Raw genomic sequence first — 19,079 nt, forward strand, 5'->3', positions numbered from 1 at the left:
ATGCAATAATTTTCTGTTTCGCAAAAGGTCTATACTTAAATATAGGTTGTACTAAAATTCGATTTCATGTATTTTTTTACGTATAATTGAAGCTTATAACATGATGTTACGTTTTGCAGAGAGAATTTCCTTAATAAAGCCATCGGCTACCATTGCTATTACCGATAAAGCGAATAAGTTAAGAAAAGCAGGGAAAAAAATTTGTGTTTTAGCTGCAGGAGAACCAGATTTTGATACTCCTGATCATATAAAAAAAGCAGCTATTCATGCAATTAATGAAGGTAAAACTAAATATACAGCAGTTGATGGCACGTATGAACTAAAAGAAGCAATTATTTCAAAATTGAAAAGAGATAATGATTTGCAATATGAGCCTGATCAAATCTGTGTAGGTGCAGGTGCTAAGCAAGTACTATTTAATTTGTTTATGGCAACTGTTGATTATGGAGATGAAATTATCATTCCAGCTCCGTATTGGGTTTCTTATGTTGATATGGTAAGTCTTTTTGGAGGTATACCAGTAGTAATTGAATGTATAGAAAACTTTAAGCTTACGCCCGAGTTACTTAAGCAAAATATTACAGATAAAACAAAATGGTTGATTATAAATTCTCCTAATAATCCATCAGGTACTGTATATACTTATGACGAATTAAAAAATATAGCTCAAGTATTGCTTGAATATCCACATGTTAATATTGTTACAGATGATATTTATGAACATATAGTGTATGATATTAAATTTTTTACCATTGCACAAGTAGAACCCTTACTTTATGATAGAGTTTTTGTGGTAAATGGAGTATCAAAAGCTTATGCAATGACAGGCTGGAGGATAGGGTATATAGCTGGTAACAGACGTGCGATAGAAGCTATTTCTATGTTACAATCTCAAAGCACATCTAACCCAAATTCTATAGCACAAGCTGCAGCAATTGAAGCACTAAATGGTGACCATAGCTTTCTGCAAGAAAGAACAAGAATTTTTAAAAGCCGTAGAGATTTTGTTGTAGAGCAACTTAGTAAGGCTCCGTGGTTGTCATTTTCCGTTCCACAAGGTGCATTTTATATGTTTATTTCATGTGAGGGGTTACTAGGTATGCAAACGAAAGCTGGAACGGTTATATACAACGATTTAGATTTTACTGAATATCTGCTCGCAAGTCATTCAGTTGCTGTAGTGCCAGGTACTGCATTTGGTATGAAAGATTTTATAAGAATTTCTTACGCTGCATCCTACCCTCAACTAGAAGTAGGATGCAATAGTGTTATTAGAGCTTGCCAAGAGGTAAGCTAGAAGTTTTTACCAATTATTTTACGCTTCTCCTTTTAACTCCTTTTAAGGTAAAAAATTAAAGGGAAAAGTGTTCGCGCTAAAAGATAGGATAGAGTGTAATTTCAGTATTACGTATTTTGTTAATAAGAAAATTAGTGCAAGGTGCTATAATACAGCTAGATACTGTACAAGCCATTGCAAACATTATAGCTCCAAAAATACAGCTAGATATCATACAAGCCGTTACAAACATTATAGCTCCAAAAAACACTGATAATAAACTTGAATTTGTAGTTACACCTATTCCAGCACCCATTAAGCTTACAACTAAGCTTGGACCTGTTACCGTATTCATACCAACACCTACCATTGCACCTATGCAAACACCTGCACCAATCATACTTGCACACCTTACTAAACAAACCGCATGTCTATTCAAATTATTTAAGTAGTGATTTTCTCGATTAGCATCAATATGCTTAACATAAAAAGCCGCATAAATTCCACCATAAAGAGCCATAATAATTCCACCTTTGATAGCAGGCAATAAAGCTGTAGCACTTAGTAATAAAGCTGTAATTGTAATAGGTACCATTATCAATGCTACCGCTGCTACCACCACCGCTATAGCTATGACTGCAGCTATCCCTATAACACTTTTATCATATAAGCTTAACTTTGGCATATTATTTTCTCCTGTAATCTAATTATTCATGTAGACAGCATAATATGCTTTTCATTCTTACACAATAGCCTTTTATTCCCATTCAATAGTTGCAGGTGGTTTTGAAGTAATGTCATAAACTACTCTGCTTACTCCTGTTACTTTGTTGATGATAATGTTGCTGACATTTTGTAAGAAATCCCAAAATACTAGTGAATACTTATTTTTATCTTCAAATGGAAATGCATCAGCTGTCATTCCATCGGAAGATGTTACAGCTCTTAAAGCACAAACATACTTATAGGTTCTTTTGTCACCCATAATGCCTACAGTTTTGATTGGTAATAATACAGCAAACGCCTGCCATATCTCATCATATAAATTATAGTTTTTCATTGTATTAGAATAAATTTCTTCAACTTCTTGTAATATATGCACTTTTTCTTCTGTAACTTCACCAATTATACGTATAGCTAATCCAGGGCCAGGAAAGGGATGTTGAGAGATTATTTCATGCACAAGACCCACTTCTTTTCCAAGAATACGTACCTCGTCTTTAAACAAGTAATATAAAGGCTCTATCAGCTTTAATTGCATTTTTTCTGGTAATCCACCAACATTATGATGAGATTTTACTGTACTAGCATTATTTGATGCATGACCAGATTCAATAACATCAGAGTATATGGTGCCCTGCATCAAGAAACCTATATTTCCTAGTTTCTTTGCTTCCTCTTCAAATATTTCTATAAAAGTGTTTCCTATAATTTTACGTTTTTGCTCTGGACTAGTAATTCCATTTAGCCTACTTAAAAACAAATTTGATCTATCTATATAGCATATCGGAAATTCTTGAAGCATATTAATGTTTTGCTTTTGACTATTACTCAATAATCCTGTGTCAATAAAAAGACAATTCAACTGTGGCCCAATAGCTTGATAAGTTAACGCTGTTGCAACAGATGAATCGATGCCTCCACTTACAGCAGCAATAACCTTTTGATTGCCTACCATGTTTTGGATTTTTTGCTTTTGTTCATCTATAAATGATTGCATAGTCCAATTTCTACTGCAGTGAGCAATATCAAGAAAATTGGAAAGTAACCCTATACCGTTCTCTGTATGTTTCACTTCGGGATGAAATTGTGTACAATATATCTTGCGTGATTCATTGACTATTATTGCTACTGTTTGGTTTATTACCCCAGATGCAATAAGAGTAAAACCTTCTGGTATTGTATTAACACTATCTGAATGGCTCATCATCACATCAACTTCAGCACCTATATCCCATACCCCATTTACTATAGGAGACTCTTTTAATATCTTGATTTTTGTCTTACCGAATTCTCGGTTAAAATTTGTTTTGATTTGTGCACCAAAATAGTGACAAATTAATTGTTTACCATAACATATTCCAAGTATTGGCACAGACATCGTTTCGTTGAGCTTTATAATCTCTGCTGCTAATTCACTTTCAGAATTATTAACTGACTCTGGTCCTCCTGAAAAAACAAACCCATTAAATTCTTTTACCGTTTTAAAATCTGTATTCTGAGGGAATATTTCACAATACACATTCATAACTCTAATACGTTTTGCGATAAGTTGCGTGAATTGTGAGCCAAAATCTATAATGGCAATTTTTGATAACTCATGTTCCATCTATTAGTATACGACAAAACTCCCTATAAGCAAACCCTAAATCGCGAGAGCCTCAGGAACGTAAAATAAATAAGTAAAGGGGTATACCACTAATTGTAAATAAGCTAGCTATCATTAAGGTAATGTAAGGAGTTCCTGCTATTATATAGCAACAAAATAATGCAGATGTTATACTAACTAGTAATTTATAACAGTTTTTTTCTTGTATGCTAAATTTAAGCAAGGCAACACTGCAAATTAAATAAACAAATAAAAATGATACAACAGAAAAGTCAATAATTAATGTTATCTGCTTAGAAAAACTACTGCCAGACGTACAGATAATTAAAATTAAAGTGCCTAATGAACTGATAATCAGCCCCCACAAAGGGGAGTTGTACTGGTTTTTTTCGGTAAAAAATTGTGGCATAAGCTTATCTTCTGCAAGGCCCATTACAACTTGTCCACTTGCTAAAACCCATGCATTTAAGCTACCAGTACAAACAATAAATGCGATAATAGAAATCGCTAAATGCGTATTACCTGGAAACATAATTTTAATGGCATCAACATATGGTGCTTTTGAATTTACAAGATCATTACCATTTATTAACCCCATAATAGATAAGCTATTAATAAAATATATAATAGCAACAGATATCGTGCCTAATAATATCGCCCTAGGAATTGTTTTAGTAGGATTTTCTACTGATCCAGCAGGTGCTGTTGCTGATTCAACCCCAACAAAACACCATAAAGTTAGAAGAGTGGAACGAGCCAGAATCTGTGGAATGGAAAGATTTGACATTTCATTACTTACAATAAAATTGTTTATATTAAAATGGAATAGTGCTAGTGCTGGTATTAATATTAATGCAACAACTTTAATAATCATTAATACAAACTCAACAGAGCCTGCAACTGTTACTCCTCTCAAGTTTATCAATGTAATGGTTATCAGTAATAACATTTCTAGATATAGGCGTATACTTTGAATATCACCTTGGAAAAGTGGTGCAAGAAACCCAATACTTGCAACTACTACGGCCGTTGTACTGATCCAAGAAATCACCCAATATGTCCAGCCTGTAAAAAAAGCTGCTATATTACCAAAAGCATGTTTTACGTACACATGTGGCCCACCAGTTTCCGGAAATTTTGCACAGAGCAGAGCAAATACTAAAGCTAATGAGATAGCACCTAAACCTGCAATAGCCCAACTTACTAAACTGTAGATACCATATTGAGCAAGGCTTACTGGTAGCATAAAAATTCCAGAACCTATTTGGCTACTTATAACCATGGCAAAAATTGCCCAGAAACCAATTTTACACGACATATTGCTTATATCAAAGATACTGTGATTATATTAATAATTTTGACTGATTCAAGATTTAATAAATCACGTCTTAAAAAGATATATTAACCTTTTGCGAAATTAATGCTCAGAAGATTTTCTGTGGTTGTCCAAAAAACTATTAAGTTGGATAGCTTTTAAAACAAGAAAAATTTTATCAAAAAGACACATTTTTTACACTTTTACAATAATTTTCTGTTTCGCAAAAGGTCTGTTACTTATGGTTTCTACTCTATTAGTATAGGGTTATATGAAAAAAAGCTCTGGTAGTGCTCTGGTAGTGCTAAGATAAAGAGGCTTTATGTTATTGGCATGACAAGCATTCATTGTAATCAATGTCTGTATCTTGTACCAGTATTTCACTTCTCTTTAATATGTCATGTGAAACCTTATCAGCTCTTTGCATTGATTTAGATCTGCAGTAATAGAGACTTTTTAGTCCACTCTTCCAAGCGAGCATGTGTATTCTATGTAGATAACGTTTGTGTACATTTGCAGCCAAAAATAAATTTACTGATTGGGATTGGCAAATATAAGGGGTTCTGTCGCTTGCATGTTCTATAATCCATCTTTGATCAAGCTCATAAGCTGTCTTAAATACTAGCTTTTCATGTTCATTGAGAAAATCTATGTGTTGTACAGAGCCTTCATTTGTTGAGATTGAAGACCATATTTTATCATTATCTTGATTTTTTTCTGCTAGTAATTTTTGTAAAAATTTATTTCTAACAACAAATGATCCTGTCAAAGTTTTTTGGGTAAACACATTTGCAGCATATGGTTCTATGCCTGGTGATGTGTTACCTGCTATTATAGAAATTGAAGCAGTTGGAGCTACTGCAAGTTTATGTGTGAATCTCTCAGATAAATTAATTTCTATAGCATCTGGACATGCTCCTCTGATAAGTGCCAGCTTACGTGATACATTATCAGTTTGTTCGCGTAAGTACTTAAATATTTTCTTATTCCATTGTTTTGCTATCACGGACTCAAAGGGAATCATCTTGCTTTGTAAAAATGAATGGAAACCCATAAGACCGAGACCTATACTACGTTCTCTTATAGCTGAATACTGTGCACGGTGCATTTCATCTGGTGCTTTTTTTATAAAATCCTCTAAGACATTATCAAGAAAATACATTACGTCTTCTATAAACAATTCATTGTTTTTCCACTCTTCATAATATTCTAGATTTAAAGATGACAAACAGCATACAGCTGTACGTGATTCCCCTTTATGATCATAACCTGTTGTTAAAGTGATTTCACTGCATAGATTTGACATTTTGATGTCCAGATTTAATCTTTTATAGGATTCTGGTTTATTTTTATTTATTGCATCAATAAAGATGATATATGGCTCTCCAGTTTCAATTCTTGTTGTTAAAATTTTTATCCAGATATCACGTGCTTTTAAAGTTGAAATAACTTTATTATCACGAGGGCTTATTAAGTGCCATTCTTTATCATTTTCCACAGCATACATAAACTGATCTGATAGTATAACTGCATGGTGTATATTGAGTGCCTTACGGTTCGGATCTCCACCTGTTGGCTTACGTAAGTCCAAAAACTCCTCTATTTCTGGATGAGATACTGGCAAATAAACTGCAGAGCTACCTCTACGTAAAGACCCTTGACTAATTGCGAGTGTTAAAGCATTTTGTACTACAATAAATGGTATTATACCAGATGTTTTACCGCTACCTTTTACACTTTCTCCTATTGATCGTAGATTTCCCCAATAGCTACCAATACCTCCTCCACGTGCTGCAAGCCAAACGTTTTCGTTCCACAAGTCAACTATTCCTTGTAAATTATCCTCTGTTTCATTGAGAAAACAAGAAATAGGTAATCCTCTATTTGTACCACCATTACTCAGTATTGGTGTTGAAGGCATAAACCATAAATTACTCATATAGTAATAAAGACGCTTTGCATGTTCTAGATCGTTTGAATAGTAATTGGAAATACGTATGAATAGATCTTGATAAGTTTCATTTTCTATTAAATACCTATCTAATAGAACTGCTTTCCCAAAATCAGTTAGTTTATTATTTATTTTATGATTAATAGCAATTTTATCCATCAAGAAATCCCTTTTAAATATTCTTTACAAATTTTCAGCTTTAACTTTGTTGGTGCTGTAATACAAATAAAATGCCATCAACTTGGCTGCCGTATATTTTGCAGTAACTTATATAGCTTATCTGCATATCTATTTTTCTTGCAACATCTTTAACATAATTTTCTGAGTGGCAAAAATAATCTCCTTTGTTTATAAAGTTAACGTCATCACCTTCCTTTCTTCTTATTAAACAGATTATACCACCTTTTTTATCTAGTACTTTTTTTGCTAGTTCGAGTTTTGGTTGGAAGTCATACAAATAGTGTAAAACTTCAGCAAAGATGACTACATCGTATAAATGACTTTTTTTTTGTTTAAGGAAATCTGTCATTTCTACATGAATCAACTCATTATAAACTGGTGTGCCTTTTATAAAGCATCCCCTAGCGATATTTAACATTCTATTTGAAATGTCTATCCCAGTGATATGATTTCCAACGTTATGTATTCTCAGACAATGACCGCATATTCCAGTACCGCATCCCAAATCAAGTATATTTAGTTTAGAGACAGAATCATCGCCAAAGATTTTTGAAATTGTTGTACATATAAGTTCATGGCCTCTATATTGTTTAGCAATCAACCAATGTTCAACAAAGTACTCGCCTGTATAATCAAAATATTGTTTTATAAGATTTTCAGGTACTTCTCTTATTAAAGATGGATCTGTCATTTTATCTATATAATAAGAAGCTTCTTTATAATTGTTATCTAATTTAAGTGCCTTGATGAAATAGTTATAGGCTTTTTGAGTATTGCCTGCTGCAAAATGGCATCTACCAATATTATACCATACTATTGGTAAATGAGAACAAAATATACTCATTAACCAGAATCGTAGTTTTGCATCTGATATATTGCCCTTGTAGAAATGATATAGTCCTACTTCGATATTGGTGTTTAATAAATTTTTAGATTTTGTTATGAATGTTTTTATTTCTTTATTAAGGAAGCTACATTGATTAGTGATCAAGTGTTTGGTTTTTCTTATGTTAAATAAACTGATTACCTTACGTATAAAACTAAAAATAATACTGCCAAGAAAAGATATACTGCTTTTCATATACTTAAACACTCCGATTGTTTGATCATTTTATTGAATTTTTAGTAAAAGTTTATCAAAATATTTTCATATGCTTCTTATTTTATATCACATAACTTGATTTATAAAATAACATTTATTGTTGCTAACATAGGTAAATTATAAGTAAATATTTTGTGTATAAAAAGCATTGACACACATTTATTAATTTTATAATCTTAAGTAAGAAAAGTGATTTTTGAGATGTTTGACAAGTTTTATGGTAGAGATAATTTTATCTCAATTCAATTTTAATAATATTTAACTCTGCATATTTTACATGTAATCATGTAAATAAATTATAAAGAGCACTTGATGGATGCCTTGGCGTTAAGAGGCGATGAAGGACGTGGCAGGCTGCGATAAGCTGCGGGGAGTTGTCAACAAGCTTTGATCCGCAGATTTCCGAATGGGGGAACCCAACTAGCTTAAGCTAGTTATTTCATGCTGAATAAGTGTGAAAAGTAAACTTGGTGAACTGAAATATCTCAGTAGCCAAAGGAAAAGAAATCAAAAGAGATTCTGTTAGTAGTGACGAGCGAACGCGGAACAGGCTAGTGGTTTAAAAATAAGAATTAGAATGCTTTGGAAAGAGCAACCAGAGAAGGTGATAGTCCTGTATAAGTAGAAAGTTTTTAAACACTCGAGTAGGGCGGGACACGTGAAATCCTGTTTGAACATGGGGGGACCATCCTCCAAGCCTAAATACTCCTTAACGACCGATAGTGAACAAGTACCGTGAGGGAAAGGTGAAAAGAACCCCGGGAGGGGAGTGAAATAGACCCTGAAATCAAGTGCTTACAAACAGTTGGAGCTCTGTTGTTGTCTTGAATAGAAGCAATTCTATGATCGTATAACATAAGAGTGACAGCGTACCTTTTGCATAATGGGTCAGCGAGTTAATCTATAGAGCAAGCTTAAGCTGTTAAGTGTAGGCGTAGCGAAAGCAAGTCTGAATAGGGCGTTGAGTTTTATGGATTAGACCCGAAACCAAGTGATCTAGTCATGACCAGATTGAAGGTGTGGTAAAACACACTGGAGGATCGAACCAGTTACTGTTGCAACAGTATTGGATGAGTTGTGATTAGGGGTGAAAGGCCAATCAAACTTGGAAATAGCTGGTTCTCCGCGAAATCTATTTAGGTAGAGCGTTGTATGTATTTTGTCAGGGGTAGAGCACTGGATAGACTAGGGGGATTCATCATCTTACCAAATCTAACCAAACTCCGAATACTGATAATTAACTGTACAGCAGACACACTGCGGGTGCTAAGTCCGTGGTGAAAAGGGAAACAGCCCAGACCACTATCTAAGGTCCCAAAATTACAGCTAAGTGGGGAAGGGGGTAGAAAAACCATTACAGCTAGGAGGTTGGCTTGGAAGCAGCCATCCTTTAAAGAAAGCGTAACAGCTCACTTGTCTAAAAATAAGTTTTTCTGCACTGAAGATGTACCGGGGCTAAAGTTGTATACCGAAGATGTGGGTGCCTATTAATTTAATAGGCGCGGTAGCGGAGCGTTCCGTAAGTCTGTGAAGGTAGTCTGGGAAGACTGCTGGAGATATCGGAAGTGAGAATGCTGACATAAGTAGCGTAAAAGAGTGTGAAAAACACTCTCACCGAAAATCTAAGGGTTCCTACGTTAAGTTAATCTGCGTAGGGTTAGTCGGTCCCTAAGGCGAGTCCGTAAAGGAGTAGTCGATGGCAATTAGGTTAATATTCCTAAACCTCTTAAGTGTGACGAGTTTCGTATTTGTATGAGCCTTATTGGATTGGCTTATGCTTAAAAGAAGCTCCAGGAAATAGCACTTATATTTATGAGGCCGTACCGTAAACCGACACTGGTGGATTGGTAGAGTATACTAAGGTGTTGAAAGAATGATGTTGAAGGAACTCGGCAAATTATACCTGTAACTTCGGAAGAAGGGTAACCTGTTTTTAGGCAACTATTGGCAGGTGGCACAGAATAGGGAGTAGCGACTGTTTACTAAAAACACAGGACTCTGCAAACACGTAAGTGGAAGTATAGGGTCTGACGCCTGCCCGGTGCTGGAAGGTTAATAGGAAGGGTGCAAGCTCTGAATTGAAGCCCCAGTAAACGGCGGCCGTAACACTGACGGTCCTAAGGTAGCGAAATTCCTTGTCGGGTAAGTTCCGACCCGCACGAATGGCGTAACGATTTCTCCACTGTCTCCAACATTAATTCAGCGAAATTGAATTCCCCGTGCAGATGCGGGGTACCCGCGGTTAGACGAAGAGACCCCGTGCACCTTTACTATAGCTTTACATTGCTATTAAAGGTATAATGTGCAGTATAGGTGGGAGGCTTTGAAGTTGTGGCGCTAGCTACAATGGAGCCGTCATTGAGATACCACCCTTTATACTTTTGATATCTAACTATGTTTCATTATCTGAAACTAGGACATTGTATGGTGGGTAGTTTGACTGGGGCGGTCGCCTCCTAAAAAGTAACGGAGGCGTGCGAAGGTAAGCTAGAGCTGGTCGGAAATCAGCTTGATAGTATAATGGCATAAGCTTGCCTGACTGCGAGGCTGACAAGCCAAGCAGAGACGAAAGTCGGTCATAGTGATCCGGTGATTCTGTATGGAAGGGTCATCGCTCAACGGATAAAAGGTACGCCGGGGATAACAGGCTGATGGTGTTCGAGAGTTCATATCGACGACACCGTTTGGCACCTCGATGTCGACTCATCACATCCTGGGGCTGGAGAAGGTCCCAAGGGTTCGGCTGTTCGCCGATTAAAGTGATACGTGAGTTGGGTTTAGAACGTCGTGAGACAGTTCGGTTTCTATCTGCCGTGGGTGAAGGAAATTTGAGAAGCTCTGACTCTAGTACGAGAGGACCGAGATGGATATACCTCTGGTGTACCAGCTGTTATGCCAATAGCATCGCTGGGTAGCTATGTATAGATGGGATAATTGCTGAAAGCATATAAGCAAGAAACCCTCTTCAAAAAAATTTCCCAATTAAGGCCGTGGAAGACTACCACGTTGATAGGCTAGATGTGGAAGCATGGTAACATGTGGAGCTAACTAGTACTAATAGCCTGATTGATTTATTTACTTGACATATGTATGTATGCAGTGTTAAATATTAGAGAATTGAGAATTTTTTGTAAGCCTGGTGGTTATAGCAAAAATGAAACACCCGATCCCATCTCGAACTCGGAAGTGAAACTTTTTAGCGCTAATGGTACTTGAAAAGGGAGAGTAGGTCGCTGCCAGGTTTATAAAGAATTTTTCCATAATTTTCCATATAAGTTTAATTAAAAAAGCTTTTTAATTAAAGTTTTAGCAAAGCGGGTTTATTGTTTTTTAACATTAACAGAGTATAATTGCATGTTAGTAAAAGGTATTTTATGGCTTCTTTAAAATCAATGGAATTTCCTGAAATTAGTGAGAAAAATAAACAGTTTTTTATGCGCATTGCTGCTTGGTTAGTAGATAATACAAGCCTAACTTTTGAGCAAATAGCACAGTGTTGTAGTCTTCCTCTTGAGGAAGTACAAGATATAGCTGATGAAGAGATATATATTGAGAAATATAATCCTATAGCTTCTGAAGTGATTATGGAAAAAGATATTACTGATTGTCAACGTGACCCAAACCGTGTACCAAAGTTAATTATAAAGAATTTAAAAAGGAGAAAAAATAAGATGATTAATGGTTTTATTTTACATCCTAGACGTAGAGATAAACCTGATGCAATTTATCATTTAATAAAAAAATTTCCTATGCTTGATAATAACGTAATAGCTAAGCTTGTTAGTACAACGTCTTGTACTGTAGAGCGTATAAGAAATGGTTCTTATTATAATATGCAAAATGTTAAGCCTCAAGATCCTGTATTATTAGGCTTGTGTAGCCAAAAGAACTTGGAAGCAGAAGTGGAAAATGCAGAGGTGGAAAGAGAAAAGCAAGAAAGACTAAATAAGATTTTTAAAATGATCCATTTCTTTTGTATTTTGACTTGACTTTAGTATAATTATTTATGTATTATAAATATGTAACTTTTCCTGACTTATCACCCTTTAATAATTACAGAACCTAAGAAGTATTATAGAAACATTTGTATTTAGGGACATTTATATTATGGTAACAATGAATGAGAACGTTTTAGCAAAAGAAAAAATTGCTGAAACAAATAAACAATTATATAGTGACATACTTGATAGTAATAGCAAAACACTAGATTTAAGCGCACTAAAAGAAAAAACAGCAGAGGAGCTACTGGAGTTAGCTGAATCAAAAAAGATTTTAGCTAATGGCAAAACCAATGGAAGGATGCTGAAGCATGAAATAATATTTAATTTGATGAAAAAAATGAGCGAGGATGGAGGTATTACTACAGGAAGTGGAGTAGTAGAATTATTGCCAATAAAAAAGGAACATTCGAAAAATGACAATTTGTTGAAAAGTGAGAGTTTTGGTTTTCTGCGTTCAGCAAGTGCAAATTATGCACCTAGTAGCGATGATATCTTTATTACTAAGGGTCAAGTAGAAAAATTTAACTTACGTACAGGAGATATAGTGCATGGAGAGATCAGGCCTTCTGGGCAGAAGGATGGATGTTTTATTTTAACTAAGGTTCACAGTATAAACTGTACTGAAGTCAATCAAGCAAAGAAATATGTGCATTTTGATAATTTACTTCCTCTGTATCCTGAAGAGAGTTTGATACTTGAAGATAATAGCAGTGGTGATGATAAAAAAAATATAAATATGCGTACTATAGATATAGTGGCTCCTATTGGAAAGGGACAAAGGGCATTAATAGTTGCACCGCCTCGTACAGGAAAGACAATATTGCTCCAACAAATGGCTCATTCTATAGCTATAAACTATCCAGAAATAGAATTAATAGTATTACTGATAGATGAGAGACCGGAAGAAGTCACAGATATGATACGTTCTGTGCAAGGAGAAGTGGTTAGTTCTACATTTGATGAACCTGCTTATCGTCATGTACAGATTGCTGAAATAGTTATAGAWAAAGCTAAAAGAATGGTTGAACATAAAAAAGATGTAGTAATTTTGCTTGATTCTATTACCAGGCTTGCGCGTGCTTATAATGCAGTGGTTCCTTCATCTGGAAAAGTTTTGACTGGTGGTGTAGATTCAAATGCGTTACAGAGACCAAAACGTTTTTTTGGAGCAGCTCGTAATATTGAAAGTGGTGGTTCTCTTACAATAATTGCAACAGCTCTTATAGAGACTGGTTCAAAAATGGATGATGTTATTTTTGAAGAGTTTAAGGGAACAGGAAATTCTGAGATAATCCTTGATAGGAGGCTTTCAGATAAGCGTATATTTCCAGCTATTGATATTACAAAATCTGGAACCAGGAAAGAAGAGTTATTGATTAACAAGGCTATCTTAAATAAAACCTGGGTTCTACGTAGAATACTCAATCCAATGGGATCTGTTGAAGCAATGGAGTTCCTGCGCGATAAATTGCTTTTAACAAAAAGTAATGCTGATTTTTTTAACTCTATGAATAGCTAATTAACATAGTATTCTTGTAATGGCTTTACTGCTAATTTGCTATTTTTAATATACTGTATTGCCATGATTAATGTTTTACTTCCAGCAATTGTAGTACTGTACGCTATGTTGTGCAGTATTGCAATTCTTCTAATATCTTTACTTTCTGATACTGATTTCATTCCTTTTGAAGTGTTAATTACTATGTGTATTTTACCATCTTTTAACATATCAACTATATGTGGCCTACCTTCTCTTACTTTGTTTACAGCTATAGCATTAATGCCATTACTATTTAAATATAAAGCACTACCTTTTGTTGCATAGATTGTAAAATCTAATTCATTTAACATCTGTGCTACTGGAAGTATTGATTCTTTATCTTCGTCTTTTACTGAAATAAGCGCTCCACCTTCTGTTGGTAATCTGTATCCCGCAGCCATATATGCTTTTGCAAGTGCTGCTTCAAATGATGCCCCAATCCCCATAACTTCTCCTGTTGATTTCATTTCTGGTCCTAGAAGAATATCACTTTCAGAAAAACGTGTGAATGGGAATACAGCCATTTTGGTGGCAAAATAATTAATAGATTTGTCTTGTTGGTTTACCTGATTACCTAAAATAACCTGAGTTGCAAGTTTTGCAATCGATATATTAATTACCTTTGAAATAAAAGGGATGGTACGACTAGCCCTTAAATTTACTTCCAGTACATATACATTATTTTCTTGAACTGCAAATTGTATATTGATTAATCCTACTACTGTTAATATACGTGCTATTTTTTCAGTTTGTAGTTTAATTAATTTAATTATTTCATCATTTAATGTGCTGGTAGGTATGGAGCATGTGGAATCACCGGAATGAATACCAGCTTCTTCTATATGTTCCATAATAGCTGCAATAAAGATATTTTCTCCATCGGATATAGCATCAACATCGACTTCAACAGCATTGATTAAAAATTTATCAATTAATAGTGGGCCATATTCAAAAATTTTTTTATGTGTTACAAGATATTCTTTAAAGCTTTCAATATTATATTGTATCGACATAGATTGGCCACCTAGAACATAAGATGGTCTAACTAGTAATGGAAATCCAACGTTTTCTACACAATTTAAAGCATCATGAATTGAATAATATATAGCATTTATTGGCTGTGTTAAATTTAACTGTGATACAAGATTTGTAAATTTCATACGGTCTTCTACTAGATCTATTGACTCAAATGAAGTGCCTAAAATTTTAAATCCTTTTTTATTAAGAATTTTTGCTAATTTTAAGGGTGTTTGTCCTCCAAGTTGTACTATTATGCCTATCAATTTACCATTCTGTTGTTCTTTTTCAAGTATTTCCAAAACATCTTCTGCGACTAATGGAGCAAAATATAGACGGTCTGCAGTATCGTAATCTGTTGAAACAGTTTCTGGATTGCAATTAATCATTATTGTTTCATACTCCATCTCTCTAGCTGCAGAAACTGCATGTACACATGTATAATCAAATTCAATGCCCTGACCGATACGGTTTGGGCCGCTGCCTAAAATTACAACCTTATTGCGTTCTGAAACGTCTGCTTCACACTCTGGTCTATAGCCCAAGAACTTCTCGGTGATATAATAACTACTATTTTCATAACAACCATACATATAAGCAGTACTGGATTTAAATTCAGCTGCACATGTGTCAATACGTTNAATACNTTTATAGACTTGCTTAATATTAAGTTTTTTTCTTATGCTTGCGATCTCTTCTTCTTTGACTTGAGGAACTAATTTTGCCAATCTTGCATCTGAAAAGCCCATTTTTTTTAGCTCTAATATTTCGTGTGCAGTATTAGGCAAACCATTAATTTTAATTTTTTGTTCCACAGAGATAATTTGTGCTATATTCTGTAAGAACCATACATCGTATCCTGTAATTAAGTTGATTTCATTTATACTCATTCCATGGCGTATGGCATCAGCAATAATTAATAACCTATTTGGTAGTAACTTGGCTAATTGGGATTTTATGTAATCGATGTCTATATTTTCTGTAAATACTTCATCTAGTCCTGTTAGTCCAGTTTCAAGGGATCGTAAAGCTTTCTGTAATGACTCATTAAAAGTACGTCCTATCGACATTACCTCTCCTACTGACTTCATAGAGGTTGATAGCTCACAGCTTGTACCTTTAAATTTTTCAAATTCAAATCTTGGTATTTTTGTGACAATATAATCAATTGTTGGTTCAAATGATGCAGGGATTATCGAGGCACAATCATTACATATTTCGTCTAATGAGTAGCCAAGAGCCAGTTTTGTTGCAACTTTTGCAATAGGAAACCCTGTGGCTTTTGATGCAAGGGCAGAAGAGCGAGAAACTCTAGGATTCATTTCTATTACGACCAGACTACTATCTTCTTTTGGATTTACTGCAAATTGTACATTTGCACCACCTGCGTTAACACCAATTTCTTTTAATACTGCTATGGCAGCGTTACGCATTTGCTGGTATTCTTTGTCACGTAAAGTTAATGCAGGTGCAACAGTAATACTATCACCTGTATGTACACCCATTGGATCAACATTTTCTATTGAGCATATTATTATACAATTATCCTTATAATCTCGTATAACTTCCATTTCATATTCTTTCCATCCTATAATGGATTCATCTATTAGGACCTCACCTGTGGGTGAGATTTTTAAAGCATTGTTTACTATATGAAAGAATTCTTCTCGGTTGTATGCTATCCCGCTCCCTGCACCTCCTAGAGTAAATGATGAGCGTACAATTGCAGGTAATCCTATATAATCTAACGCTTCTTTTATTTGGTCTTGGTTTTTGATAATAACACTTTTGGGATACTTTAACCCTATTTTGTCCATAGATTTGCGGAATAATTCTCTATCCTCTGCTTTCTTGATAGCCTCTTTTGTTATTCCTATTAATTCTACGTTATATTTATCTAATAGGCCACTTTCTGCGAGCTGCATTGCACAGTTTAAAGCAGTCTGTCCTCCCATTGTTGGTAATATTGCATCTGGTTTCTCTTTGATAATGATTTGTGCTATTATTTCTGGTAATACTGGTTCAATATATGTGACGTCAGAAAATTCTGGATCTGTCATGATGGTTGCAGGGTTTGAGTTTACTAGAACAACTTTATATCCTTCACTTTTTAATACTTTGCAACTTTGTGTTCCTGAATAATCAAACTCACATGCTTGACCTATTACAATCGGTCCGGCTCCTATTAATAGAATAGATTTTATATCTGTGCGTTTCGGCATTTTACTTAATTTTTATTAATGTTATCAATCTTTGGTATTGATGTGAATTATTTCTTGTATAAACTGCTATGAAACAGAGAACCCAAAAAGTAATAGACCTCTTTGCGAGACAGAAAATTACTACAAAAGCGAAAAATACGTCTCACTATATCTTCTATAGTTGCTTGGTTGCTTCTGTATGTAATGTATTATTACAATTTGGCTCACTTAACGTAGTTGAAATCTTATTGGTTACTAGATTAGTAGCCAATGCAGAAGCGATGGTTAGCCCAATGATTGTTAGTACAGATAATGCAGTAAAATGCATAAGTAATAATAGGGTAACGATTGAAGCTATGATAGTGAATATAGTACAAAGTTTTGTTATACCTGTAGATTTCTTAGGTTTTAGGTCTTGTATCTGATGTATTCCATTATTACTAGAAATTGTAGGAGTTTGTTGAGTATTTTTGGTGGCGCGCCCTTGAGTTGATATGCTTGGTTTCTTTACAGTACACTGGTTTGTATGTTGTTGTGGAGAGTTTGTCCTCTTTGTATTATTATGATTTTTAGATAAGGGTTGGTTAGAGTGTTCATTGTTAATGCTTACGTGTTTATTGTGATGACCAGTGATATGATCATCTTTTTTAGACTGTTGATGATCGTTTATAAGTTTTCTTTCACCAGTATTTGATGGATTGTTATGATGCTCATGTGGAAGTTGTTCATTTGGTGTTGCATTTACTGAACTATATAGTGATTGATCATTTAAAGAAATTTGGGATTTACTATTGCATGTGTTACTTAGTAAGCTATTCTGACCTTCGTTACTTAGAGGATTTAAAGATTGCCTTTTTATATTCATAGATGACTTATGTTTTTCTTGTTTATGTTCTGTACTGTCTTTGTGGTTATCATTTTGCAACATTGGATCGCTTAAGTCAGTGATAGATTTGCTTTTATCCCTGTGGAAAACTTCAGATAATTTTTTGTTCCGTGTTGTTTTGGTGTTGCGATCTTGGGACAAATCTGTATTGTTTTTTTTGTATCTTAGTTTTGTACTAGGTATATATTCTTCTTGATCATTGCTCTGTTGAGTATGTTCTTCGTGCTGTTTTGTCTGAGACATATATTTTAAAGTGGTACTGCTAGCACCTCCATGATTAGTACGCATGATGGGTTTTTTTTCTGTATCTGTTGCTTTTACAATTTGGTTGCTGTCTTGTTGTAAGGTTTCAGAAGCCCATTTTTTTCCTGTGCTTTTTTCTTGTGTATATTGCTGGTTATTGCTTTGATTTATATTCTGTGGGACAGAGAGGATACTGCCACTACTTACATGAGACATTACATAATGCACTGCGTTTTTGATTTTGTTGTGTGGGAGCTGTGTCTCCGATTTTTTCTTTGGTATATATCTTTCTAATAGTTTTTTTATTTGTTTATCAGAAGCATAATCTAGAGGAATTTTTCCATCTACATCTATTATATTATCTTTTGCTTTGTGTTTTAGTAGAAACTCTACTGCTTGATAGTTACTATTTCTTGCTGCATAATGCAAAAGAGTCATGCCATTCTTGTCTTGTATGTCAAGTGTATTTTGTTTGGCTGCTTTTTTAAAAACAGGTTTTACTATTTTATATTCTTTACCCACTGCCAAGTGTAAAGGAGTTTGCCCATTTGCATTTTGTTTGTCGATCTGTGCTCCATTTTTCAATAAGAATTTTATCATTTCTTTCTGTTCAAATCTGATAGCATAGTGTAATGGAGTATGATCAAATTGACTTGGCACATCAACATGTACCCTGAGTGCTAAGAGTATATCTGCTATGTTAATATAACTATTTTGGGCAACAAGGTGTAACAACCCATACTTATCCTTACATTCTTCAATAATCGAATCATATTCTTCAATAATCAAATCCTCTATTCTTACGTGTATTCCTACGTGATATGCAGCAGATAACTGGTCTTGAAGTTTTACAAGAAAATTATCTTTATCAACCTTAGGGTCGTTATCAAGTTTACTTAATATTGTCTTAAATCTATCACGACTAGTATTTAGTATATTTGATATTGACTTAGACTCACCGTTACTAATTACTTCTGGCATATGAGGTATATTTTATATAACTTAATTAGACATTATACATATTTTTATGAAGAAAGA

10 protein-coding genes and 2 rRNA genes are annotated in these 19,079 nt (G+C 34.4%); 5 read left to right on the plus strand and 7 right to left on the minus strand.

The window, feature by feature from the left end; genetic code table 11:
• Window positions 1–103: 103 nt before the first annotated feature.
• Entirely contained in the window at window positions 104–1,297 is a 1,194-nt protein-coding gene (locus BIY23_RS04295) for a pyridoxal phosphate-dependent aminotransferase (RefSeq protein ID WP_070065319.1), read from the plus strand.
• Window positions 1,298–1,373: 76 nt separating this feature from the next.
• Here the strand turns inward: BIY23_RS04295 and BIY23_RS04300 are convergent, their stop codons facing one another.
• The 5 genes from BIY23_RS04300 to BIY23_RS04320 form a co-directional block, all read right to left on the minus strand.
• On the minus strand, window positions 1,374–1,961 hold the full coding sequence (locus BIY23_RS04300) for a hypothetical protein (protein WP_070065297.1): 588 nt from the start codon (window positions 1,959–1,961) through the stop codon (window positions 1,374–1,376).
• Between the two features lie 72 nt (window positions 1,962–2,033).
• Window positions 2,034–3,605, minus strand: a complete 1,572-nt coding sequence (gene guaA / locus BIY23_RS04305) for a glutamine-hydrolyzing GMP synthase (RefSeq protein WP_070065298.1) — start codon at window positions 3,603–3,605, stop codon at window positions 2,034–2,036.
• Window positions 3,606–3,657: 52 nt separating this feature from the next.
• Window positions 3,658–4,923, minus strand: coding sequence for an APC family permease (locus BIY23_RS04310; RefSeq protein WP_070065299.1), 1,266 nt, complete (start codon window positions 4,921–4,923; stop codon window positions 3,658–3,660).
• 322 nt (window positions 4,924–5,245) lie between these two features.
• The gene (locus BIY23_RS04315) at window positions 5,246–7,030 is read right to left on the minus strand and encodes a ribonucleoside-diphosphate reductase subunit alpha (RefSeq protein ID WP_070065300.1); all 1,785 of its coding nucleotides are present in this window, start codon (window positions 7,028–7,030) and stop codon (window positions 5,246–5,248) included.
• A gap of 40 nt (window positions 7,031–7,070) precedes the next feature.
• Entirely contained in the window at window positions 7,071–8,132 is a 1,062-nt protein-coding gene (locus BIY23_RS04320; protein WP_070065301.1) for a methyltransferase domain-containing protein, read from the minus strand.
• A 310-nt stretch (window positions 8,133–8,442) separates the two neighbouring features.
• Between BIY23_RS04320 and BIY23_RS04325 the strand changes: the two genes are divergently transcribed.
• The 4 genes from BIY23_RS04325 (at window position 8,443) to rho (ending at window position 13,673) form a co-directional block, all read left to right on the plus strand.
• Window positions 8,443–11,232, plus strand: a 23S ribosomal RNA gene (locus BIY23_RS04325).
• A gap of 56 nt (window positions 11,233–11,288) precedes the next feature.
• Window positions 11,289–11,395 (plus strand): 5S ribosomal RNA (rrf, locus tag BIY23_RS04330).
• 132 nt (window positions 11,396–11,527) lie between these two features.
• Window positions 11,528–12,142, plus strand: coding sequence for a cell cycle transcriptional regulator TrcR (locus BIY23_RS04335; RefSeq protein WP_070065302.1), 615 nt, complete (start codon window positions 11,528–11,530; stop codon window positions 12,140–12,142).
• Between the two features lie 118 nt (window positions 12,143–12,260).
• A complete protein-coding gene (rho, locus tag BIY23_RS04340) occupies window positions 12,261–13,673 on the plus strand; it encodes a transcription termination factor Rho (RefSeq protein ID WP_070065303.1) in 1,413 nt (470 codons plus the stop codon).
• Here rho and carB read toward each other — a convergent pair.
• The gene (carB, locus tag BIY23_RS04345) at window positions 13,670–16,933 is read right to left on the minus strand and encodes a carbamoyl-phosphate synthase large subunit (protein WP_070065304.1); all 3,264 of its coding nucleotides are present in this window, start codon (window positions 16,931–16,933) and stop codon (window positions 13,670–13,672) included. The genes rho and carB overlap by 4 nt on opposite strands.
• 154 nt (window positions 16,934–17,087) lie before the next feature.
• The gene (locus tag BIY23_RS04350) at window positions 17,088–19,022 is read right to left on the minus strand and encodes an ankyrin repeat domain-containing protein (RefSeq protein WP_070065305.1); all 1,935 of its coding nucleotides are present in this window, start codon (window positions 19,020–19,022) and stop codon (window positions 17,088–17,090) included.
• Window positions 19,023–19,079: the final 57 nt, after the last annotated feature.

The sequence above is a fragment of the Wolbachia pipientis genome, assembly GCF_001752665.1.
GTDB lineage: Bacteria > Pseudomonadota > Alphaproteobacteria > Rickettsiales > Anaplasmataceae > Wolbachia > Wolbachia pipientis_A.